The following is a 22,357-nucleotide window of genomic DNA, read 5'->3' as shown; positions in this document are numbered from 1 at the left end:
GGTCATCATTGCAAATAAAAAAAACATGCATTCCAAGTACAAAATAATTCTGTTGCTTTTCGCCTTAGCGGTATTCTCCGCCTGCGAAAGTCTGGAAGAAAAACCCTTCACCTTCATCGGGGTCGATAACATTTACCAGAACGAAGACGACGTTGATAAAGCCCTGCTGGGGATTTACAACACCTTGTTTTTCGCTGGCACCAATGACCTGTGGTATTTCCTTACCCTTTCTGGCCCGTCGGAAAACGTGACGGTCCGCCTCAAGCCCCAGGGGCAGGGGCGGATGTCTTCGGTCAATTTTGACGAAACCACGCCCCACGGCTCATTCTGGGGGGCATTTTACCAGGGCATTAACCGGGCCAATACGGTCATTGAGAACATTCCTCAGGCGGGTCTTGATACCGGCTTGGCCAGTGCCAAGGAAGCCGAGGCACGGTTCATGCGGGCGTTTTACTATTTCCACCTGGTGCGGATGTTTGGCGGGGTTCCCCTGCAACTGGAGTCTACCAAAGACTTTTCCGACGAAGCCGTGAAAAAGCCCCGCGCATCCATTGAGGAAGTGTACGCCGTAATTCTGGACGACCTGAATTATGCGGTGGCCAACCTGCCAACTTCCCGCCCACCCAGCGCCTTCGGGCGTGCCGAGGCCAGCACTGCCAATACGCTGCTCGGCAAAGTTTACCTGCAAATGGCCGGTCTTCCGCTCCAGCAAACGGCCCGCTACGCCGATGCCATCACGACGCTGGAAAAAGTAATTGGTGAATATGCGCTGGAAGATAATTTCTCCGACGTATTTACCATTGCCAACGAGCAAAATGAAGAGCTGATTTTCGTTCGGCCCAACCTGACCAATATTGATGGCAGCGGTACGGTATTGACTTTCTTCGCCGGTGCTCCCAATACGCCATTCGCCTTCAACGGAGGCCAGTACCAGTTTGCTTTTACCGAGGTGCTTTACAACCTCTTTGATTCCACCGATCTGCGCCTTCCGGCCACCTTCCTGTACACGTACACGAATGCCAACGGGCAGGAGGTGACCTACAATTCACCGACGAACCCGGCAGGTTTGCAGTTTGGTGGTCCGCGCCGGCCCAACGGTATCCCCATGGGCAAACTCCGCGACTCCAACAATACGCTGAGCCCCTTTGGCCACGGCAACGACCTGATTCTGCTGCGCTACGCCGATGTGCTGCTCATGCTGGCCGAAGCCCACAACGAGGCGGGCAACGCTGCTGCTGCACTTCCGTACCTCAACCAGATCCGTAACCGTGCCGGCCTGGCCGATGTGACGGAAACCAACCAGGCTGCACTGCGGGACATTATCAAAACGGAACGCAAAAAAGAATTGGCCGGGGAATTTACTGAATACTTCGATCTCCAACGTTGGGGAGACCTGGAGGCCTCAATGGCCATCAACCCCGATGCCATCCAGCTCAACGTAAGCTACTCCCCGAAACTGGAATTACTGCCCATCCCACGCGGTGTACTGGAAACCAATGAGAACCTGGTGCAAAACCCAGGGTACTAGTTGGCCAAGGGCGGCGTAAAGACGCATGATTTTGTAAAACGACTTTAGTACTACTCAGAGGGGGGGCAGGGACGTATTTGTTCTTCCCCCCTTATTTCGAAGCAGTACGCAATGTTTGCTCCATTCCCCGCTATGGGGTAGGAAAGGGGAAGGGCAAATAAATAAGAAAAAATATTTAAGCTCATTTCGAATGGATATCTCTCGCTTAATACTGCCTTTGCTCCTTTTGGCCCTTCTTTGCACCTGCGACCGCGCCCCGCAGAAAAGCCCGGACGATGAAAACACGACGGCGGCGACGGATGCGCGGATGCCGAATTTACTCATCGTACTTTCTGATCAGCATTCCTACGATATGCTGGGGAGCTACGGAAATGACCAGATTATTACGCCAAACCTGGATCGTTTTGCGGCGCAGGGATTGCGCTTTACCCACGCTTTTGCTAATCAGCCCGTATGTACGCCCTACCGCGGGATGATTCTGAGCGGTATGCACCCCCTGAAAAACGGTGCTTTCATTAATGACGCGCCACTCCTGCCGAATAAAACCCAATTACTGGCCCAGATTCTTAAGGAGCGTGGCTACCAAACGGCTTACATTGGCAAATGGCACTTGCTGGGCGGGGAAAGAGACCGGCCCGTTCCCCCGGGTGAATTGCGCTACGGATTCGATAAATTATGGACCAACAACTGCCACGTTGATTTCCGGCCGGGAAAGGCGTTTTTCTGGAATGAACAAGGAGAGAAAGAATACTTTGATAAATGGGAGGTATACGGGCAGACGGATCAGGCGCTCGCCTATTTAGATACGCTCGATTCTTCGCGGCCCTTCGCCCTGGTGGTATCCTGGCATCCTCCCCACGATTGGGGAAAATTTAAAGGCGAGGACGGGGAAATGCACTACCGCTACGATACGATGGAGGAATTAATGGCTATGTATAATCGCGACTCCCTGAAATTGCGGCCCGGCATCGAGCCTACTCCCGACCGGCGCAGGATGTACCACGGATACCTGGCTTCTACTACGGGGGTGGATATTGCTTTTGGGCAACTCATGGATAAATTGCGCGAAAAGGGATTAGAAGAAAATACCCTCACCGTTTTTTCGGCTGACCACGGTGATATGCTGGAGTCCCACGGCGCGGATTTGCCCAAACAGTACGCCCACGATTATTCCAGCCGAATACCGTTTATCATTCGTTTTCCGGGTAAGGTTCCGGCGGACGATAGTACCGGTTTGTTGATGGGTGCCCTCGATATTATGCCCACTTTACTTGGCCTTTTGGGTATTGAAACTGAACAGCAATACGACGGGAAAAACCTGGCAGAAAGTATCCGGGCGCGCACGCAGGATGCAGTGGCGTACGTACCGCTGTGGTTGTACAAACGCGGGGTAGCCCGGAACCACAATTGGCGCGGCGTCGTTACGCGGGATTTCACATTTTCAATGGGCCGTGGGGTGGATTCTATTCCCATCACTAATGTTCTTTTTGACCGTCACAAAGATCCTTACCAGCTCCGTAATCTGTTTTACGACCCGGCCTATGCCGCACAAAAAGAAGAACTCCGGCAGCTGACCTTCAGCTGGATGGCGCAGTACAACGACCAGTTCTGGGGCGCGGACGATTTTATGCACATTCGCCCGCAGGAAACCTGGATGTACAATTACACAAAGAGCCCCTACGAACTTTTTTTGGAGGAGGCCGGAAAGTAGGAACTGTTGCCATGCGCGCCGCAAATACCCGCTGATGGCTGCTAAGCCCCTCGGCTGCCAACCACTAGGCGTAGGCTGTCTAATCTAATGGGTTTAACCCGTGCGCGCTTTAGGGGCCTAGACCGCCTAGGTTGAGACCCTCTGGGTCGATCCAGCTAATCACGGTGCCCCCTGGGTTGAGACCCTCTGGGTCGATCCAGCTAAGTAAATTGGCGTATTCTCCTACGACCCAGAGGGTCTCGACCTATTAAGCGCTTGAGCCACCCCGGTTGGCCAAAGTGAGTACGGCTGCGGCCTGGCTGATTAGACAGCCTACCACTAGGCGGTCAGGACGAACCCCGGGCGCGGTAGGGCAAAAGCCAATGGATCCGCCAACCTGCGGCGGGCGAATAGCGGCCCCGGGGGAGATTTCTGTGGGCTTTGGCTTACTTTAGCCCCCGCTATGTCCCTCTCAGTTGTCCCCTTCACCGGTCCTTCCGCTGCGGAGCACCTGCCCGCCATTGCCCGCCTGCGCATCCGGGTGTTCCGGGAGTTTCCCTACCTCTACGATGGCAATATGGCCTACGAGGAAAAATACCTGCAACACTTTCTGGAAGCGGAAGATGCCATCGTAGTAGTAGCCTTCCACGCCGGCCAAGTGGTGGGCGTCAGCACTGGTTTGCCCCTGGCCGGTGAGCCGGCCACGGTACGCACGCCCTGGGAGCAGACGGGCGAACAAGTATCCGGGATTTACTATTTCAGCGAATCCGTGCTCTTGCCCGAGTTTCGCGGTCAGGGCATCGGGCGACGCTTTTTTACCGAACGCGAAGCCTGGGCCAGCGCCCGGGGCTACGGCCTGGCCACCTTCTGTGCCGTGGTGCGCCCGGAGGATCATCCCCGACGCCCCGACGATTATCAGCCCCTCGACGATTTTTGGCGGCACCGGGGCTTTCAGATGTGCCCGGGCCTGGTGTGCGAAATGCGCTGGCAAGACGTGGGAGAACCCGCCGAGGAAACGAAAGTCCTGCAATTTTGGGCCAAAAATTTGCGCGATTGAATTTTCCCAGTCAGTGGCCCACCGTTTCCTCCAGCAGGTTCTGAAAGGGATCCTTACGGACTTCCTGGGTCGGATCGTAATCCGGGTTCAGAACGGGCCAGTATCGCTCGTCTACGTGCTCCACCAGCCAGGTGTGCAGTTTGCGGAACAGGCGCTGGGTGGTAAGTGTATCCTGGGCTGCAAGGTCGGTTTTTTCGTAGGGGTCCCGGGCCAGATCGTAGAGGTGAAGCCGCCCGTGCCAGTCGAAGATGAGTTTGGCATCGCCCTCCCGGATGGCCGAGTGGGGCGTCAGCGGGAAACCGTCGTAGGGGCTGTTGTAAATTACGTTGAAGGGATAATGCCAGTACCGGGTTGTCTTATGGTAACCGGTGATTACTCCGGCCTGGGGGCGCAGGAAAGGAAGCAGGCTTTGCCCGTCCAGATCTTCCCGGGTAATCACCGCCTGGGCATCGTAGCCAGCAGCGGCCAGGATGGTGGGGAAAATATCCGTATAATCTACTGGCGTATCAATCCACTGGTTGGCCGCAGTTTTCCCTTTCCAGTATAAGATGAGGGGAACCCGGATACCCCCTTCGGTCAGGCAGGCTTTGCCCCCCAGGAACGGTGCGTTGTCGGTTCCGTCCCCCTGGGGCGTAATCTTACGGTCAATACCGCCGTTGTCGGACATGAAAATGACGAGGGTATTGTCCGCCAACCCACTGCTGTCCAGTTGGGCGAGAATTTGGCCAAGGGACCGGTCCAGCCCCCGGATCATGGAAGCGTAAACGGGGTCCTGGTGGCCATTCCAGCCGCGGGTGCTGTGGTCAGTGTAGCGGGATACTTCAGCGGCTTTCCCCTGGTAAGGCGAGTGCACGGCGAAGTGGGATAGATACAGGAAAAAGGGCTTCTCCCCGGGGTGCTCTGCCTGGGTGGACAGGAATTGTAATGCCTGCGCGGTGAGGTCATCCGTGAGATAATCTTGTCCGGTACTGTCGCCGGGGTCGCCGATGGCCCAGGTTTCCTGGGGCATGGCGGGGAAACGGGCTTTGCTGCGGTTGGCCCAGCTTTTGCGCCAATTGTAGTACGCCGATCCGCCGCCATCGAACCAGGCCAGGGGCTCGAATCCCTGGTCGGCCGGCTGGTAACCCCGGGCACCAAAGCCGCCAATGTGCCATTTGCCCAGGAAAACGGAATGGTGCCCGGTAAGGGCTTCGGCGATGCTCAGAACATCCCGGCCAGCGTCGGGCGGAGCACCAGTGGGCAGCGCGGAATTGGAGGTGGCATTGTCCCAGGCCCGCGGAATGTTGATGTCGTCGCGGTGGTCCAGTACATCATGGGCGTAGTAGCCTGCGGGGACGGGCAGGGCTTGGTTGTAATAGGTTTCGCGCAGTGGCATCGCCGTCATGAAACCCAGTCGGGGGGCGTACTTGCCCGTCAGCAAGCCCGCCCGGGTAGGGGAGCACAGTTGCGTAGCGTAGGCCTGGGAAAAGGAAACGCCCCGGGCCATCAGCCGATTCAGGTGCGGCGTCTGGTAAAACATGCGGGAGGTATCGGCTCCGGTAAAGCGGGCGGCGTAGCCCTGGATGTCCATAACGCCTAAGTCGTCAGCCAGAATGAAAACTACGTTGGGCAGCGCACCCTCCTCCGCCCCCTCTCCTACTTGGGAAGTGGAGCAAGCGACCATAGCCAGGGCCAATACCCAGTAAACAAAATGCAGGCGAGAAAGGAACATAGCAGGAAAGGCAACCCGATCATCAAAGCGATTCGCGGTAAATGAAGTGAAAAGGATTTTTGATTTTTTCCACCCGCTTATCCAAAATCATCTCTGCGGCAGTACGGCCCATTTGAGAAAAGTCGGTGGAAATTGTAGTGATGCCCAGCAAGTCTTTCAGCGGGGTTTCGTTGTAGGAGATTACCCCAATGTCCTGGCCCAGGTGCATCTCCGTATCCCGGATTTGTTTGACGAGATTCACCAGGTCGGCCTCAACGATGGTGATGAACAGATCCCCCGCCCGCAGCACCGTGTCTTCGTAGATTTCGTTGATGACCTCAAACTCAATCTTGAATTCCACACAGAAGCGACGAAAGCCGTGCAAAATCCGCTTGGGGTAGGGATATACTGCGTTTTCCGGGTAGCAAAAGATGATTTTCTGGTATTTGCGGATGTGCTCCAAGCCCTCGCGGAGGGCCTGATAAATGTCGGCCTCAAAATCCTGGTATACTTCTGCGTAGTTGCCGCTGAGCTTGATCAGGTTATTATCCATAATCAACAGCTTTTGCTTCGGGATTTCCTCTAAGGCCGCAATTACCGCATCCGTAAAACTGACGTGCCGCAGCCCCGGGGTCGTAAAGTGCGGCATGATGACGTAGTAATCATAGGCCTGGGCGTTTTTGCGGAGGAGGTTCAGAAACAGGGTCTCATCGCAGTGGTAGACGTGCAGGTCGGTATGGGAATTTCCCTTAATGGTGTCGATGAAAGAATTGTAAGTCTGCATCTTGTAGCTGCTCAACTTATTGAGCAGGAAAAGGATGTTGACCTTGGAGATCAGCTTGGTCCGCGTAATGTAAAAGCCTTTTCCTTTGACGGAGGTGATGATCTTGCGGTCCTTGAGGATGTTGTAGGCTTTCTCTACCGTATCCCGGGATAAGTAAAACTCTTCGCTCAGGGCGTTGATGGAAGGGATTTTCTGATCGATTTTCAGTTTCCCATTGGAAATGTTTTCGATGATGGACTCGACAACTTGCCGGTATTTGGGCACCCGGGAGTCTTCGTTGATGGTGATGTGCTTGAGAATGTCCATGCTGGGATTGCGGCTCATATTGACCTGGGTCAGGGGGGCAGAAAAGACCCGGGAGTACGTGATCGACTGGTTCAACTATACACTAAGGACGTTGCAGCGAAACAGCCTCCCGCACCGTCGTGCCAAAATTGGGCACTGGCAGCGCATTGGGCATCCTGTACTTTCGGGTAGGAACGGCGTTGCCCCACGCCGCAGGGGGCGTCAGGCCAATAAATGACGTACCTAACTAGGGTAAGGTCAGCCTCCGCGTCAAGGTTCGGTGTGCAATCATGCCCGGTGGGGGGATACTTGCCACGGCGCGCCACAACTGGCCTCCCCCCTTCCCGTGCCAGGCCAGTCCGGCGCAGGAAAAGAGCCAGCTATCCTTGTCCTCCTTCCGTACCTTAGCCTCAGTTCCAGTCGCCTTCCCCCGCTCCCCGAAGACCCCACTTTTCACCTGCGGCCGCGCCCCACATCTCCCAGCCTCTACGGAAAATTCTGCCTGACTGCCCCAGCGCGCAGCCTGCGGCGCGGGCGATAAAGTTCTCTTCCACCGGACAGTACAGGACGCCGCCACTTTCCAGCACCGCTACTTTAGCCACCGAAAACTTAACGATCAATCCTGCTCATTATGACTACCCCCGTTACCCGCTTCAAGCACGTGGATTACCTATGGGACGAAGCCAAGGCCACCGCCCTCGGCAACGACCAGGTCGCCCTTTTTCTCTACCGTTCCAATATCCTTGGGGCGGATTTGCGCATTACCAACTACGGCGGCGGCAACACCAGTTGCAAGACCACCGAGCAGGATCCGCTGACCGGCGCGGAGGTGGAAGTAATGTGGGTGAAGGGCTCGGGCGGAGACATCGGCACCCTCACCCGTGCTGGTATTGCCGGCCTTTACACTGGTCGGCTCCGCGATCTGAAAAAAGTCTACGGCGGCCTGGCCGATGAAGACCGCATGGTGGGCCTTTTTAACCATTGTATATACGACCTGGATTCCAAGGCTCCTTCGATTGATACCCCCTTGCACGGCCTGCTGCCCTTTAAGCACATCGATCACCTCCACCCCGATGCCCTCATCGCGGTGGCGGCCGCCAAAGACAGCCAACGCATTACCCACGAAATCTGGGGCGACACCATGGGCTGGGTCCCCTGGCAGCGGCCGGGCTTCGACCTCGGCCTGCAGCTCGAAAAATGCCTGGCCGAAAACCCCGGCATCCGCGGCATCGTCCTGGGCAGCCATGGCCTCTTTACCTGGGGCGATACCTCCTACGAATGTTACCTCAACAGCCTGGAGGTAATTGAGATGGCCTCCGAATACATTGCCCAGCGCGTAAAAAAACAGGGAGAGCGTGTATTTGGCGGCCAGAAAGTTGCCAGCCTCCCCGCCACCGCCCGCCTGGAACGCGCCGCCCGCCTCATGCCCCTGTTACGCGGCCTGGCTAGCTCCGAAGCCCGGCAGGTCGGCCACTTTACCGATACCGATACGGTGTTGCAATTCATCAACAGCCACGATCTGGCCCGGCTTGCCCCCCTGGGTACCTCCTGCCCCGATCACTTCCTGCGTACCAAAATTCAGCCCCTCGTACTGGAGTTGGACCCCGGGGAAGACCTGAGCGACACCCCTGCAGTGCTGGAAAAACTCCGCCCCGCCTTCGCCAACTACCGCGCTGAATACCAGGCCTACTACGACGCCCACAAGCGGCCCAACAGCCCGGCCGTGCGCGACCCCAACCCGGTCATCATTATCTACCCCGGGGTAGGCATGTTCAGTTTTGCCAAAGACAAGCAGACCACGCGCGTAGCCAGCGAATTTTACATCAATGCCATTAACGTGATGCGGGGCGCGGAAGCCATCACGGAATACACCAGCCTGCCCCGGCAGGAGGCTTTCGACATCGAATACTGGCTCCTCGAAGAGGCCAAGTTGCAGCGCATGCCAAAGGAAAAACCACTCTCCCGCAAGGTCGCTTTCGTCACCGGCGCGGGCGGCGGCATCGGTAAGGCCATCGCCGATAAACTGGTGGAAGAAGGTGCCGTCGTGGTCTTATCCGACATCGCCGAAGAGCGCTTGCAGGAAGCCAACGCCACTTATAAAAAGGACCAGTCCACCTACGCCGTGTGCGACGTCACCAACGCGGAATCCATCGCCGCGGCGCTGGCCAAAGCCTGCCTTGCATTCGGAGGGGTGGATATTGTCGTCCACAGCGCCGGCCTGGCCATTTCCAAGCCGCTCGAAGAGCACTCAGAGCGCGACTGGGACCTCCTCCAGAATGTCCTCGTAAAAGGGCAGTTCGCGCTCGCCCAGCAGAGTGTTGCCATCATGCGCGCGCAGGGGAAAGGCGGAGATTTTATCTCCATCGCCAGCAAAAACGGCCTGGTTTCCGGGCCCAACAATGTAGGCTACGGCACGGCCAAAGCCGCCCAGCAGCACATGGCCCGCCTGCTGGCCGCTGAGCTGGGCCCCGACGGCATCCGCGTCAACACCGTCAACCCCGACGGCGTCATCATCGGCTCCAAAATCTGGGAGGGTGCCTGGGCCGAGGGCCGCGCCAAAGCCTACGGCATCAACGTCGAAGACCTGCCCGCGCACTACGCCAAACGCAACCTGCTCAACGAAATCATCCGGCCTGAGGACATCGCCGATGGCGTGTTCGCCTGCGTGGCCGTGCTGACCAAAACCACCGGAAACATCATCAACGTAGACGGTGGGATGGCCAACGCCTTCGTTCGATAAGACCATTTTTTGTAACGTTAGGGCCCGGTTTTGCCGGGCATATTTTTTCGGGCGCGGCCGCAGGTGCCCGGGAAAGGACTAAGCAGCAGAGTAAGTCCTTCCCCTCCGTGCGGCGGACCGTGGGCGCCCCACGGCAAATACCCCCCCGGTTTTTATCTCCGGCCGCTGCCGTTTCCGGAGAACAAATTTTAGCGACCATGCAATTGAATAAAGACCAAATTCATACCAGCAACCAGGCGGGCCTGAGCCGCCACGCCGCCCGTTTTGACTTCCTGGCCGCCCAACTGGGGGAAGACGGGACGGACGTGGAGGGCATCGTCAAGGCCCTGGCCGATTTCCAGGTTGCTATCCCCAGTTGGGCCCTGGGGGCGGGTGGCACCCGCTTCGGGCGCTTTTCCTTTCACGGCGAGCCCGCCAACCTGGAGCAGAAGATGGCCGACGTTGGAATCCTCCATGCCCTCACCCAAACGGCTGGCGCCATCTCGCTGCACATTCCCTGGGATATTCCCACTGACTATGCTTCCATCCGCCAACTTGCCCAGGCCCACGGGCTGGTCTTCGACGCCGTCAATTCCAACACTTTTCAAGACCAGGCAGGTCAGGACCTCAGCTACCGGCACGGTTCATTGTGCAGTACGGATGAAGCTGCCCGCGCCCAGGCCATCGCCCACAACCTCGAGGTAGTCCGCATCGGTGATCAGCTCGGATCCAAAAGCCTGACCGTCTGGTTGGCCGACGGTACCAGCTTCCCGGGCCAGCGGAGCTTCCAGCGGGCCCTCCAGAATACGGAAGACAGCCTACGGCAGATCTACGCCGGAATGCCAAAGGATTGGTCGCTCTTCATCGAGTACAAACCTTACGAGCCCAACTTTTACAGCACCGTCATCCAGGACTGGGGAACGTCCTTTATGCTGGCCAACGCCTGCGGAGAACGGGCCTATACGCTCGTTGACCTGGGCCACCACCTCCCCAATTGCAATATCGAACAGATCGTCTCCACGCTCATGCTCAAAGGGAAACTCGGCGGTTTTCACTTCAACGACAGCAAGTACGGAGACGACGATCTTACAGTGGGGAGCATTAAACCCTACGCCCTTTTCCTGATCTTCAACGAACTGGTGTACGGCATGCGCAACAACCCCCAAAACCCTTACCCCGCCTGGATGATCGACGCCAGCCACAACGTCAAAGACCCCCTGGAAGACCTCATCCAAAGCCTCGAAGCCATCCAGGAAGCTTACGCGAAGGCTTTGCTGGTAGACCAGGCCGCGCTGGCCGCCGCCCAAGACGCCCACGACGTCGTTCTGTGTCAGGAAATCCTCCAGGGCGCTTACCGTACCGACGTCCGGCCCCTGGTCCAACGGGCGCGCCTGCAGCTGGGTGGGGCGCTCGATCCCCTGGCGGCCTACCGGAGTCTCGGCATCCGCCAGGGCTTGGTGGCCGCGCGTGGTAAACACAGCGTGGCCTCAGGCTTGTAGCTGCCGCCAGTTCCCGGCCTTCCGGCACTTTTCCCTTATTCCTCCCCCAGGTTCCATGCCATGCAAAAAGTTACCGCCGTATTCGACATCGGAAAGACCAACAAGAAATTTTTCCTTTTCGACCGCTACTTCCGCGAAGTCCACCGGGAGTACGTCAGTTTTCCGGAGATCGTCGATGAAGATGGCTACCCCACCGAAGACCTGCCCGCCCTGCAAAGTTGGCTGCGCGAAGTTTTTCACCGCATTCTGGAGGCGGAGGCCTATGACGTGCGCGCCATCAACTTTTCCAGCTACGGGGCCAGCCTGGTGTACCTGGATGATGAAGGCAAAGTCCTGACGCCCCTTTACAATTACCACAAGCCGCTCGACCCGGCGCTGATTGCCGATTTTTACGCGAAGTACGGGCCGGAGGAGTCTTTTGCCGTGGCAACCGGGTCCACCAACGCCGGCCGGCTCAATGCGGGTATGCAACTCTACTGGCTCAAATACGCCCGGCCCGAAGTTTTCGCGCGCCTGCGTTATGCGCTGCACCTGCCGCAGTACCTCAGCTACGTTTTTACCGGCATACCCCTCAGTGAATACACCAGCATTGGTTGCCATACTGCGCTGTGGGACTATGCAGCAAAAGACTACCACCGCTGGGTCTACGCCGAAGGCCTGCACCGCGTCCTCCCCGCCATTGTATCGACGGAAACGAGCATCAACATGAACTACAACGGTCGGCGGATAAAAATCGGGGTAGGCATTCACGATAGCTCAGCGGCCCTCTTACCCTACATTCGCAGTGAACGGAAACCCTTTGTTTTGGTCTCCACCGGTACCTGGAGCGTCGCCCTCAATCCTTTCACTAAACGGCCATTGACTCCGGAAGACCTGGCCAATGGCTGCATCAATTACCTGCGCATCAATGGCAAGCCCGTTAAAGCTGCCCGCCTTTTTCTCGGGCAGGAATACAAGCTGCAAACGGGCCTGTTGGCTAAGCACTACGGGGTCGCGGATGACTTCCACAAAAGCATCCGCTTCGATTTCGGCATATACCAGCGGCTGATGAAGGACTTCCGCCGGCGCTTTCACTTCCGGGAGATTACCGGGTACGAGGGGCCCGGGATGACCAACCTGGCTGGCCTGACTTATCCGGAGGCCTACCACCAGTTGATGATGGAGTTGCTGGACCTTCAGGCGCAAAGCATCCGGAGTGCGCTGGGGGGTACGCCTGCGGTGAAGTTGTTCATCGACGGTGGATTCAGTGACAACGACGTTTACGTCAAGCTGCTCTCCCATCACTTCCGTGATTTGGATTTGCGCACTACCGATGCGTCTCTGGGTTCGGCCCTGGGGGCGGCCCTTTGTATTGCTGATACCAGGTTGAATTCCAAATTCCTGAAGCAAACTTATGGACTGCGTAAGCACAAGCCCTTCATCGTCGGGGAGCTGGACCGGCAATCGGGCTGACAATTCGCGGCGCTTCCCGGCGGCCTGACTGAGCGCCGGGGTGGGTTTGTGTTGGCGGGGCAGGTACCCGTATTTTCGTCCCCCTTCTCCAAAAAAATTGTCTTTCGCCATGCTGACTGATTTTAATAGCCAATATCCTTCCGTTGAAGACCTGCGCGAGCGCGCCCGGCGGCGGATTCCCCGTTTTGCGTTTGAGTATCTCGATGGCGGGTGCAACGAAGACATCAACCTGCACCGCAACACCGCCGACTTGCGCGAAGTACAGCTCATACCCCATTACCTGCGAAACTTCAACGGGGCGGATTTAAAGACCACGCTTTTCGGGGTGGAATACGCTGCGCCGGTGGGCATTTCCCCGATTGGATTGCAAGGACTGGTCTGGCCCAATGCCACTGAAATCCTGGCCCGCGCCTCCGTGCGCCACAACATCCCCTTCTGCCTGAGTACCGTGGCTACGGGGGATATTGAGACCGTTGGCAAAATCACCGATGGCAAAGCGTGGTTTCAGCTCTACCACCCGACGGATAATGCGCTGACGGACGACCTGCTCAAGCGGGCCCACAACGCCGGCGTTCCGGTACTGGTGCTGCTGTGCGACGTACCCTCCTTTGGCTTCCGGCCCCGCGACATTCGCAATGGCCTGGCCATGCCGCCGAAAATGTCGGTACGCAATTTTGTGCAGATTTTTGGTCGGCCCAACTGGGCATTGCGGACCCTGGCGAACGGACAACCGGAGTTCGCCAACCTCAAGCCCTATATGCCTAAGGGACTCGATATGCAGCAGCTGGGCAAGTTTATGGACCAGACCTTCAGCGGCCGCATGAACGCCGAAAAGGTGGAACGCATCCGGGAACGCTGGAAGGGCAAAATCGTGCTGAAAGGCGTGGCCAACGTAGCGGATGCGGCCGAGGCCGTTCGTCTGGGCCTGGATGGCATCATCGTGAGCAACCACGGTGGCCGCCAGCTCGACGCCGGAGAGGCCAGTATTCACCCCCTGCGCCGCATCGCCCAGCAGTACGGCGAGCAACTGGTGGTGATGCACGACAGTGGCCTGCGGACGGGGCCCGACATCGCCCGGTCCATCGCCAGCGGAGCCGCCTTTACCTGGATGGGCCGGACCTTCATGTACGGCACGGCGGCGCTGGGTGAAGCCGGCGGCAACCATACCATCGCCATGCTCAAGCGGCAACTCCAGCAGGTAATGGAACAACTTTGCTGCGAACGGGTGACGGATTTGCCCCAGCATCTGGTGCGTTGAAAGTTCAGGATGGAAAGGAGAAATACGCGGTTTAATGGACTTCCCTTGCTCCTGGTCCGGGAGCGCGCACCTGCGGCCGCGCCCAGAAAATAATTAAAATCAGTATCGCATCATGCTACAGAATATTCAGGAAGAACAGTATTTGGAGAACCTCGCGGGCGGGGAGTTTGAACGAGAGCCCGTGCCAGCCTCCCGCTGGAAGGGGTGGGGGAGCTTCCTGGGCATGTACGCAGGTGAGCACGCGGCGGGAACAGAATTTATGATCGGGCCCCTTTTTTTGACCGCTGGAGTGAGTGCATTTGACCTCATCATCGGGCTACTGCTGGGGAACCTTTTGGCGGTGCTGAGCTGGCGCTTCCTGACCGCCGAAATTGCGGTGAAAAACCGTCTTACCCTTTATTTTCAGTTGGAAAAAATCAGCGGTAAATCCCTGGTTAAATTCTACAACGTAGCCAATGGCGTGCTCTTTTGTTTTCTGGCCGGTTCCATGATTACGGTATCCGCTACGGCGGTAGGGGTTCCCTTCGGCATGGAAATGCCGGCGCTGGATGATACCCTGCCGAACGGGCCACTTTTTATTGGGATCGTCATTGCCGTGGGGGCGGTTATTGCCCTGATTGCCGCGCGGGGCTACGATACGGTTTCACGGGCGGCTAACTGGATGTCTCCCATCATCGTACTGGCCTTTCTGGCCTGCGGCTTTGTGGCCCTGGGCCAGCTGGGCGTGGGGAGCCTGCGCGATTTCTGGAACATCTGGGGGGAGGGGAGTGCGCCTTTTCCGGGACAGATCAAATACACTTTTTGGCACGTCCTGATTTGGTCCTGGTTTGCCAACGCGGCGATGCACGTGGGCATGTCTGACCTTTCGGTATTCCGCTTCGCAAAGCGGGCGAGTGCGGGGTGGACTACTGCGGCGGGCATGTACGTGGGGCACTATATGGCCTGGATTGCTGCAGCGCTGCTTTACGCCGTTTATCTGCAATCTCCCGAAGCCCAAGCCATCCTGGCCGGAGGCAAGGCCCCCGACGTCGCTCCCGGTCCGCTGGCCTACAACGCCATCGGGTTTTTCGGCATCATCGCGGTGGTGCTGGCGGGCTGGACGACGGCTAACCCGACGATCTACCGCGCCGGACTTGCCTTCCAGACCTTGCTGCCTAAAGTATCTACGTTCTGGGTGACGATTATTGCGGGGACGGTGGCAACGGTGGCTGGTCTTTTCCCGGCCTTCGCAATGAAACTCTTAGGTTTTGTGGCACTGTATGGCTTCATCCTGGCGCCGGTGGGCGCCATCATCGTTTTTGAGCATTTCTTTTACCGGCGGGCGGGGATCCGCAAAAATTACGCGGAGTGGGCGGGTATTAGCTTCAATCCGGCGGTACTGTGGGCGTGGGCCATCAGTTTTGGTTTGTTCTACGCGCTGTCTTGGCAATTTGACGTGTTCCTTTCCTTTTTCACCTTGCCCGCCTGGTTGCTCTGCGGGGTGTTGTATTTGGTGTTTAGTCGGCGGTGGCAAAAGCCGCTTGCTGCGTAGGGGAGGGTGGCTTATTTTGGGGATGGTTAACTTTGCTCATCCAACTTACCCGGGCACCTGCGGCCGCGCCCAAAAAATGGTCGGGCTGAAGCCCAACACCACCATGAAAGAAACCAAACACACCACCATCGATGGCTACATCTCCGAATTTCCGGCGGAAATTGGGGAGCGCTTGACGCAAATCCGCAACACCATCCGCGCCGCCGCACCGGAAGCTAAAGAGGTAATCAGTTACCATATGCCTGCGTTTCGGCAGGGAAAAATTCTGGTCTATTTCGCTGCGCACCAGCGGCACATCGGCTTTTATGCACTGCCGACCGGGAATTTGGCTTTTCAGGAAGAACTGAAAAAATACGTGACCGGAAAAGGTTCCATCCAGTTTCCCTACACTGAACCATTGCCGCTGGATTTGATCCGGGAAATGGTGCTGTTCCGCGTGGCGGAGGTGACGGGAAAGATTTGAAGGGGGGGGAATTACGTGGGTCGCCGTGCTGGCCGACGCCAATTATTGCGGGAAACCAGTAGGGGAGGGCAGTACTCGCTTTGCTACCCCTGGTGCGGTTTGCACCTTGCTGGACGCCCTGCGCCGGGTAAAGGAGGGCGGAGGGAAGGCGCCCTCTTCAAAGATTGAAAAAATATATGTGTACCCGCTTCCGTAGATCAAGAAAGGAATCGGTTACCTTACAGAAGCGCTTTCGTTTTTGCGACGCGGATTGGTCCGTTTTCTACTATTAAGCGAAAGCCACTCGGTAATACATTTTCTCATTCCCCAATTTTTTTCACATGATTGTACGTTTACTTTTTACCCTGTTTTTTGGCGGGCTGGCAGCCACTGCGGTGCTCCAGGCCCAACCCTGCTCGGACGGCTCTGCGCCGGAACTGGTCACCCTGAATATGGCTGGCCGCCAATCTATCGATGGCATTGACGACGGCGATAACCAAACTGGCGTGCTAACTTTCAGCCAGGCGGGCGATATTGTGGCTGTTGAGTTTGCCAATTACAATTTCAACACGGTTGGTGGATCATTTTGTATTGAAGCCCTCTTGCTGGTGGAAAATTCAGCTCTTGAGGGGGTGGTCTTCACTCCTTCACTTCAAAATGATGTGGGGCCCTGCACGGATTTACCATTTGATGAATTCATTGATCTGGTTGCGGAGGACTTGGTCTTCCCTACTAATGCCAGTGGAACTGTATTGTGGCAACTATTCGAGGATTTTGACGACAACCCAAATGCCGCCGACGCCACCTATACCAGTGGAATGGTCACGCTTTACCGCTGCCCCACCGGTCAGACCTTATTGCCCGTAACGCTGCTGGCCTTCACCGCCGAGGCCAAGGAAAAGGACATCCAGCTCGACTGGGCAACCAGCAACGAAGTGGACAATGAAGGCTTTGCCGTAGAGCGGTCCACCGACGGTACGGAATGGCGGCAGGTCGGCTGGGTCACTGGCGCAGGAGAACAGGAAGCTGAGCAGACCTACTCCTTTATGGACCAAAGTGTGATGCCCGGTGCTACCTACTTCTACCGGCTCAAGCAGATGGATTATGACCAGACCTTCACCTATTCCGAAGTCGTCCAGGCCCAACTCCAGCAAGCACTCGTAGACGGCGTGTTTATGGGGCAAGTATTCCCTAACCCCGCCCCCAGTGCCCAAGCCGCCAACCTGGAGATTTTCCTGGAAAACCCGACGCAGGTAGACATCGTAATCACCAACTTCGCCGGGCAGCAACTCCGCAGCCAGCGAATGAACCTCTCCGCCGGCGCGCAGAAACTGGAGCTCAATACCATTGATCTCCCCACGGGGCTCTACCTCGCCAGCTTTAATCTGGCTGGGAAGGCAATTCACCGCAAGTTCGAGGTGCAGCGCTAGTCACACCTGATTAAACAGATTGAGAAAGGGCAACTCTCCAGGCCGGGGGTTGCCCTTTCTTTGCTCCTTATTCCCTTCTTTGGCACCTGCGCCAGCGCCCGATTGGACCCCAAAAGTCGGCAAAAGCCCTACCTTCGCCGAAAATATCCCCATGGCCAAGGAAATCGTCAAAAAGCGCAGCACCATCACCGTTAACGTAGGCCTCAACGCCGAGCAGATGCCGGTGGAACTCCACTGGAAAGCCAGCGATAAGCCCGGGCCCGCCGAGGGTTGTAAGGGCATGTTGCTCTCCCTGTTCAACGAACAGAGCAAGGAAACGATGAAAATTGACCTGTGGACCAAGGAAATGCAGGTGGTGGAGATGGACCGCTTTATGTACCAGACCCTGCGTGGCCTGGCCGAAACCTACTACCGCGCCACTGGCAACCAGGAGTTGGCCAACGACATGCAGCAGTTCGTTTTTTACTTCGGCCAGGCCACCGGCGCCATCCCGAAGCAGTAGGGAATTGGTTGAGCCGCTGCGCGGCGAATGTTTGGTTTAGACCTTCGGTCTTTTTTTGAACCACTAAGGGCACGAAGAGGCACTAAGAGTCACTAAGAGTACCTTACCATATCAAATGCTAGAGATGCTCTGCCGTGAATCCGGCGGTAAGAAAACTTAGTGTTCTAAGTGCGCTCAGTGTTCTTAGTGGTAAAAAAAGGACCGCAGGTCCCCGAAACAGGCCAAGTGTTCTTAGTGGTAAAAAAAGAACCGCAGGTCCCATCCTATCGCTATATTGCCCGCAAATTAGCTTGATACGTGCAAATCAAAGAAAGCAGCAAGGAGTACGACGCGGTGATCGTGGGCTCCGGTGCGGGCGGCGGAATGACCGCAAAAGTATTGGCCGACGCTGGCCTCAACATCGCCATCATTGAGGCGGGGCCCTACTTCGACCCCGCCGACAAAAACATGCGCACGCAGCTGCGCGGCACCTGGGAGAGCCCCCGGCGCGGCGCGGGAACCTTGCGGTCCTTCGGGGATTTTCACGCGGGGTTGAGCGGCTGGCAGATTCCCGGCGAGCCCTACGATACCGTGGGCGACACCGAATTCCAGTGGTGGCGCACCCGTATGCTGGGTGGCCGCACCAACCACTGGGGGCGGATCAGCCTGCGCTTTGGGCCCGACGATTTTCACCGCAAAGACATCGACGGCCTCGGCGAAAACTGGCCGATCCGCTACGAAGACATTGCCCCTTACTACGATAAGGTGGATAAGCTCGTCGGTGTCTTCGGCACCAACGAGAACCTGCCCAACGACCCCGACAGCTTCTTCCTCCCGCCGCCCAAACCCCGCCTGCACGAGTTATACACCACCGAGGCGGGCAAAAAAGTGGGCATTCCCATGATCCCCGGTCGCCTCTCCATGGTCACCAAGAAGATCAACGAAGACCGCGGCGTATGCTTCTACTGCGGGCAGTGCAGCCGGGCCTGCTCGGTGTACGCCGACTTCAGCGCTGGCACCTGCCTAATCTTCCCAGCCATGAAGGGCAAGGGGCAAATCGACCTCTTCACCAACTGCATGGCCCGTGAGGTCATCACCGACGCCAGCGGCAAAGCCACCGCCATCAGCTACATCTCTAAAGATGACCGCCGCGAGTACCAGGTGAAGGGTAAAGTCATCGTCCTGGCCGCCAGCGCCTGCGAAACGGCCCGCCTCCTCTTTAACTCCAAAGCCCCCGGCATGACGGCTGGCCTCGGCAACGGATCCGGTACCCTCGGTCGCTACCTCCACGACAGTACCGGCACCGGCACGAGCGCACTGATTCCTTCCTTGCTCGACCGCGAGCTCTACAACGAAGACGGCGTTGGCGGCATGCACGTCTACGCTCCCTGGTGGGGCAACAACAAAAAACTCGACTTCCCCCGCGGCTACCACCTCGAAGTGTGGGGTGGACTCGGTATGCCCAGCTACGGCTTCGGCGGCCAGCTTACCCGCGTCCAGGAAATGCTGGGCTACAAAGTAGGGGGCTACGGCAACCCCATGCTCAAGGAAGTAAAACAGATGTACGGTGCCGTAGTAGGCATGTCCGGCCGCGGCGAAAGCGTTGCCCTCTACGACAACTACTGCGAGATCAACCCCGGCAAGGTCGACGAATGGGGCATCCCCACGCTCCGTTTCCACTACAAATGGACCGACCACGAACGCCTCCAGGCCAAGCACATGCACGTTTCCATCCGGGAAATCCTCACGGCCATGGGCGGAGAACTTTTTGAGCCCGAAATCCCTAGCTACGAATCCGACCACGGCCTGCTGGCCCCGGGAGCCATCATCCACGAGGTAGGCACTGCCCGCATGCACGATGACCCCAAACAGGGCGTCTGCGACCGCAACAGCCGCCTTCACGAGGTTCCCAACGTCTACGTCACCGACGCCGCCTCGTTTACCTCTCAGGCCGATAAAAACCCGACCTGGACCATCATGGCCCTCGCCTGGCGGGCGGCCGATCACATCCTTTCCGAACGCCAGAAAATGAACATCTGATGGATCGTCGTAAAACGCTCAAAACACTCCTCACCGGTACCCTCGGCGCTACCCTCGTAGCCGGCTGTGATTCCCCGGCCGACCTCAAGACTGCCGACCTCAAAGCCGAACCCCAGGGCTACGGACTGCGGCTACCTCACGAGATTGCCCACGATAAACGCATCGCCAACGAAAGCTTCTTTACCGAAGCCGAGCTCGATACCCTCGGCATCCTGGGAGACATCATCGCCCCCGGCGAACCCGGTGACCCTAAGGCCACCGAAACGGGACTGCGCGAATTCCTGGAATTCATGGCCCTTGACCAGCCCGACCAGCACCAGACCCGTCTGCGCGGTGGTGTCGCCTGGATCAATTCCGAAAGCCAACGCCGCTTTGGCAAACCCTTCGCCGAGATCCTGCCCGCCGAGCAAATCAACATCGTTGACGACATCGCCTATCCCCTCGAAGCCAAGGGTACCCCAATGGAGTTTGGCTCCCGCTTCTTCGAGCACCTGCGCTTCCTGACCCTGACCTGCTACTTCACCTCCAAAGCCGGCATGATGAAAGTCTTAGGCTACCAGGGGAATCAGCCCAACGTTTGGGATGGCGTCCCCCAGGAAGTCCTCGACAAACACGGTCTGGCCTACGACCCGAAGTACCTGCCGCTCTACGTCAACCAGGACCGCCGCGAAGAGATCGCCGCCTGGGACGAAAACAAGAATCTGCTCAACAACGGCTAGGTTGAGACCCTCTGGGTCGATCCAACTTAGGTTGATACCCTCTGGGTCGTTCCAACTTAGGTTGATACCCTCTGGGTCGATCCAGCCTAGGTTGAGAACCTTTGGGTCGATCCAGCTAAGCACCGTGGCGTATTCTCCTAAGCCCAGAGGGTCTCGACCTATTAAGCGCTTGAGCCTCCCCCGGTTGATCTGAGGTTGAGCCCTCCAACGAACGGGCCAAGTGAATACGGTTGCAGCCTAGCTAATTCGACAGTCTACGGCTAGTGGGGCCTGCTTCCACTGCGGATAAAACTTTTCCCAACGGAAAAAAGCGAGCGAAAGGTTAACCAGTTAACACACCGGTAACCTACCTTTGCGCCGGGCAGCATACGGTCAGCTCCTCCTGAATCCCCCCAGGGCGGAAACGCAGCAAGGGTAGGGAGTTGAGCGACCGGTATGCTTGCCTTTTTTTTATGCCCACCCGGCTCGTAATGGCCGCCCGGACCACTGTGCCACGCCGCCCAAATGGCGTGGATTTTCGCTCGCTCCTGCCGCCGCCCTAACCCGCTCCGCCCATGCCGCACTTGCCAAAGATTGCCGGATTCGATGGGGTGCGGGCCCTGGCCGTCTTTTTTGTTCTGGTGGGGCATTCCGGGCTCCCCCAGGCCTGCCTTACGGGCGCTGCGCTCAACTTTTACCTCCTTACCGCCAGCCACGACGTGGGCGTGCGGGTCTTTTTCGTCCTCAGTGGCTACCTGATTGGCCACATTCTTTTGCGGGAGAAGGCGGCTACGGGTACGGTGGCCTTCGGGCGTTTCCTCATGCGTCGGGTGCTGCGCCTGGTGCCGGCCTACCTGCTGTATTTGCTGGTTTTGCTGGTCCTGGTCAGCACCGGTGTGTTTGAGGTACCCGCGCTGGCATTTTTGGCGGCCTTCTTGTACCTCTACAACTATCTGCCCTATGCCTTCGGCTCGGGGTACACCAATCACTTGTGGTCGCTGGCGCTGGAAGAACAATTCTACCTGCTTTACCCCTTGGCCGTGCGGGCCTACACTCCAGCCCGTCTCGCGCGCTGCTTGCTGCTGTTTACCGTGATCGGGCTGGTGCTGGCCAATGCGCTGTACTGGCTGCCGCTGCCCGCCATCGCCTTTACCCACGATGGGGAGGCCTATAACCTGGCCGGTTTTGCCCTGCACGATTTGTTTGACCTGCGGCATTTTTTGCTGCCCGCCGGACTCTACTGCCTGGTGGGCTGCTACGGTGCCCTGCACTTTGAACGCTGGAAGCAGGGCTGGGTGGCGCATCCCGCCTGGCCGCTTTGGGGCTTGGCAGTTTATCTTTTGCCCGCGCTGCTCCCGTTGAATTACGGGCTGGGTCCACTGTTACAAGCCTGCGGCGTCCTCCTCTGGCTGCTCGGCATCCACGCCCGGCAGGGAGCTATTCTGGTGCGCCTGCTGGCCTGGGGCCCGCTGCCTTTTCTGGGCCGCATCAGCTACGGGACTTACCTCTGGCACGGCATTTTTATCACGACCGGGACGGGTACGGTACACTACTGGTGGCAGGGGCCGCCCTGGGGTTTTCTGTTCACCTACCTGGCGGCGGTGGGGAGTTTTTACGCCGTTGAACGGCCTTTCTTACGGCTGAAAGACCGCTATCGGCCGGACTGACTTTGCGCTTGAAAGTCTTTTCCCGGCACCTGCGTCCGCGCAAGATGCCTTGCAACTTTGGGTGATCCCGATGAGCGATAGCGGATCCCGGGACTGTGCCCAATGA

General features: G+C 57.7%; 17 protein-coding genes and 1 other RNA gene. 15 read left to right on the top strand and 3 right to left on the bottom strand.

Annotated elements, in window-relative coordinates:
• Nucleotides 1-25: 25 nt before the first annotated feature.
• From H9S92_RS20680 to H9S92_RS20670, 3 genes are all read left to right on the top strand, one after another.
• Nucleotides 26-1,528 carry a RagB/SusD family nutrient uptake outer membrane protein gene (locus H9S92_RS20680; protein ID WP_187468606.1) on the top strand — a complete coding sequence of 501 codons (1,503 nt, stop codon included), beginning with the start codon at nucleotides 26-28 and terminating at the stop codon, nucleotides 1,526-1,528.
• A gap of 190 nt (nucleotides 1,529-1,718) precedes the next feature.
• A complete protein-coding gene (locus H9S92_RS20675) occupies nucleotides 1,719-3,239 on the top strand; it encodes a sulfatase-like hydrolase/transferase (protein ID WP_246464024.1) in 1,521 nt (506 codons plus the stop codon).
• A gap of 442 nt (nucleotides 3,240-3,681) precedes the next feature.
• A complete protein-coding gene (locus H9S92_RS20670) occupies nucleotides 3,682-4,275 on the top strand; it encodes a GNAT family N-acetyltransferase (RefSeq protein WP_187468605.1) in 594 nt (197 codons plus the stop codon).
• A gap of 10 nt (nucleotides 4,276-4,285) precedes the next feature.
• On the opposite strand, the gene H9S92_RS20665 is transcribed toward H9S92_RS20670, so the two are convergent.
• The 3 genes from H9S92_RS20665 to H9S92_RS20655 all read right to left on the bottom strand — a co-directional run bounded on the left by H9S92_RS20665 (nucleotide 4,286) and on the right by H9S92_RS20655 (nucleotide 7,654).
• Nucleotides 4,286-5,986: a sulfatase-like hydrolase/transferase gene (locus tag H9S92_RS20665; RefSeq protein ID WP_187468604.1), complete on the bottom strand. Its 1,701-nt coding sequence runs from the start codon at nucleotides 5,984-5,986 to the stop codon at nucleotides 4,286-4,288.
• A gap of 22 nt (nucleotides 5,987-6,008) precedes the next feature.
• The gene (locus H9S92_RS20660) at nucleotides 6,009-7,055 is read right to left on the bottom strand and encodes a GntR family transcriptional regulator (protein ID WP_187468684.1); all 1,047 of its coding nucleotides are present in this window, start codon (nucleotides 7,053-7,055) and stop codon (nucleotides 6,009-6,011) included.
• A 389-nt stretch (nucleotides 7,056-7,444) separates the two neighbouring features.
• Complete coding sequence (locus tag H9S92_RS20655) at nucleotides 7,445-7,654, bottom strand: hypothetical protein (protein WP_187468603.1); 210 nt, start codon at nucleotides 7,652-7,654, stop codon at nucleotides 7,445-7,447.
• An 11-nt stretch (nucleotides 7,655-7,665) separates the two neighbouring features.
• On the opposite strand from H9S92_RS20655, the gene H9S92_RS20650 reads away from it, so the two are divergent.
• The 12 genes from H9S92_RS20650 to H9S92_RS20595 all read left to right on the top strand — a co-directional run bounded on the left by H9S92_RS20650 (nucleotide 7,666) and on the right by H9S92_RS20595 (nucleotide 22,251).
• Nucleotides 7,666-9,774, top strand: coding sequence for a bifunctional aldolase/short-chain dehydrogenase (locus tag H9S92_RS20650; RefSeq protein ID WP_187468602.1), 2,109 nt, complete (start codon nucleotides 7,666-7,668; stop codon nucleotides 9,772-9,774).
• A 197-nt stretch (nucleotides 9,775-9,971) separates the two neighbouring features.
• Nucleotides 9,972-11,252: a TIM barrel protein gene (locus tag H9S92_RS20645; RefSeq protein WP_187468601.1), complete on the top strand. Its 1,281-nt coding sequence runs from the start codon at nucleotides 9,972-9,974 to the stop codon at nucleotides 11,250-11,252.
• A gap of 60 nt (nucleotides 11,253-11,312) precedes the next feature.
• Entirely contained in the window at nucleotides 11,313-12,704 is a 1,392-nt protein-coding gene (locus H9S92_RS20640) for an FGGY-family carbohydrate kinase (protein WP_187468600.1), read from the top strand.
• A 109-nt stretch (nucleotides 12,705-12,813) separates the two neighbouring features.
• On the top strand, nucleotides 12,814-13,962 hold the full coding sequence (locus H9S92_RS20635) for an alpha-hydroxy acid oxidase (protein WP_187468599.1): 1,149 nt from the start codon (nucleotides 12,814-12,816) through the stop codon (nucleotides 13,960-13,962).
• Between the two features lie 112 nt (nucleotides 13,963-14,074).
• Nucleotides 14,075-15,493 carry a purine-cytosine permease family protein gene (locus tag H9S92_RS20630; protein ID WP_187468598.1) on the top strand — a complete coding sequence of 473 codons (1,419 nt, stop codon included), beginning with the start codon at nucleotides 14,075-14,077 and terminating at the stop codon, nucleotides 15,491-15,493.
• A 103-nt stretch (nucleotides 15,494-15,596) separates the two neighbouring features.
• Nucleotides 15,597-15,956 (top strand): iron chaperone, encoded by a 360-nt coding sequence (locus H9S92_RS20625; protein ID WP_187468597.1) that lies wholly within the window; start codon nucleotides 15,597-15,599, stop codon nucleotides 15,954-15,956.
• A 320-nt stretch (nucleotides 15,957-16,276) separates the two neighbouring features.
• Nucleotides 16,277-17,365 carry a T9SS type A sorting domain-containing protein gene (locus H9S92_RS20620; RefSeq protein WP_187468596.1) on the top strand — a complete coding sequence of 363 codons (1,089 nt, stop codon included), beginning with the start codon at nucleotides 16,277-16,279 and terminating at the stop codon, nucleotides 17,363-17,365.
• A gap of 151 nt (nucleotides 17,366-17,516) precedes the next feature.
• Nucleotides 17,517-17,867: a gliding motility protein GldC gene (locus tag H9S92_RS20615; protein ID WP_187468595.1), complete on the top strand. Its 351-nt coding sequence runs from the start codon at nucleotides 17,517-17,519 to the stop codon at nucleotides 17,865-17,867.
• 297 nt (nucleotides 17,868-18,164) lie between these two features.
• The gene (locus H9S92_RS20610) at nucleotides 18,165-19,886 is read left to right on the top strand and encodes a GMC family oxidoreductase (protein ID WP_187468594.1); all 1,722 of its coding nucleotides are present in this window, start codon (nucleotides 18,165-18,167) and stop codon (nucleotides 19,884-19,886) included.
• Nucleotides 19,886-20,605 (top strand): gluconate 2-dehydrogenase subunit 3 family protein, encoded by a 720-nt coding sequence (locus H9S92_RS20605; RefSeq protein WP_187468593.1) that lies wholly within the window; start codon nucleotides 19,886-19,888, stop codon nucleotides 20,603-20,605. The genes H9S92_RS20610 and H9S92_RS20605 overlap by 1 nt, the downstream gene beginning before the upstream one ends.
• Nucleotides 20,606-20,961: 356 nt before the next feature.
• Nucleotides 20,962-21,056: signal recognition particle sRNA small type (gene ffs, locus H9S92_RS20600), an RNA gene on the top strand.
• A 103-nt stretch (nucleotides 21,057-21,159) separates the two neighbouring features.
• Nucleotides 21,160-22,251, top strand: coding sequence for an acyltransferase family protein (locus H9S92_RS20595; protein ID WP_187468592.1), 1,092 nt, complete (start codon nucleotides 21,160-21,162; stop codon nucleotides 22,249-22,251).
• The last annotated feature ends 106 nt before the right edge of the window (nucleotides 22,252-22,357 follow it).

The sequence above is a fragment of the Neolewinella lacunae genome, assembly GCF_014349155.1.
GTDB classification, from domain to species: domain Bacteria; phylum Bacteroidota; class Bacteroidia; order Chitinophagales; family Saprospiraceae; genus Neolewinella; species Neolewinella lacunae.
This window is presented reverse-complemented; position numbering and strand designations above follow the sequence as displayed.

Excerpts from the sequence above, each read along its gene's own strand:
- H9S92_RS20635 (WP_187468599.1), top strand. The coding sequence starts at position 12,814 with ATGCTGACTGATTTTAATAGCCAATATCCTTCCGTTGAAGACCTGCGC.
- H9S92_RS20665 (WP_187468604.1), bottom strand. The coding sequence starts at position 5,986 with ATGTTCCTTTCTCGCCTGCATTTTGTTTACTGGGTATTGGCCCTGGCT.
- H9S92_RS20595 (WP_187468592.1), top strand. The coding sequence starts at position 21,160 with ATGCCGCACTTGCCAAAGATTGCCGGATTCGATGGGGTGCGGGCCCTG.
- H9S92_RS20645 (WP_187468601.1), top strand. The coding sequence starts at position 9,972 with ATGCAATTGAATAAAGACCAAATTCATACCAGCAACCAGGCGGGCCTG.
- H9S92_RS20630 (WP_187468598.1), top strand. The coding sequence starts at position 14,075 with ATGCTACAGAATATTCAGGAAGAACAGTATTTGGAGAACCTCGCGGGC.
- H9S92_RS20640 (WP_187468600.1), top strand. The coding sequence starts at position 11,313 with ATGCAAAAAGTTACCGCCGTATTCGACATCGGAAAGACCAACAAGAAA.
- H9S92_RS20625 (WP_187468597.1), top strand. The coding sequence starts at position 15,597 with ATGAAAGAAACCAAACACACCACCATCGATGGCTACATCTCCGAATTT.
- H9S92_RS20615 (WP_187468595.1), top strand. The coding sequence starts at position 17,517 with ATGGCCAAGGAAATCGTCAAAAAGCGCAGCACCATCACCGTTAACGTA.
- H9S92_RS20680 (WP_187468606.1), top strand. The coding sequence starts at position 26 with ATGCATTCCAAGTACAAAATAATTCTGTTGCTTTTCGCCTTAGCGGTA.
- H9S92_RS20605 (WP_187468593.1), top strand. The coding sequence starts at position 19,886 with ATGGATCGTCGTAAAACGCTCAAAACACTCCTCACCGGTACCCTCGGC.
- H9S92_RS20670 (WP_187468605.1), top strand. The coding sequence starts at position 3,682 with ATGTCCCTCTCAGTTGTCCCCTTCACCGGTCCTTCCGCTGCGGAGCAC.
- H9S92_RS20620 (WP_187468596.1), top strand. The coding sequence starts at position 16,277 with ATGATTGTACGTTTACTTTTTACCCTGTTTTTTGGCGGGCTGGCAGCC.
- H9S92_RS20675 (WP_246464024.1), top strand. The coding sequence starts at position 1,719 with ATGGATATCTCTCGCTTAATACTGCCTTTGCTCCTTTTGGCCCTTCTT.
- H9S92_RS20650 (WP_187468602.1), top strand. The coding sequence starts at position 7,666 with ATGACTACCCCCGTTACCCGCTTCAAGCACGTGGATTACCTATGGGAC.
- H9S92_RS20660 (WP_187468684.1), bottom strand. The coding sequence starts at position 7,055 with ATGGACATTCTCAAGCACATCACCATCAACGAAGACTCCCGGGTGCCC.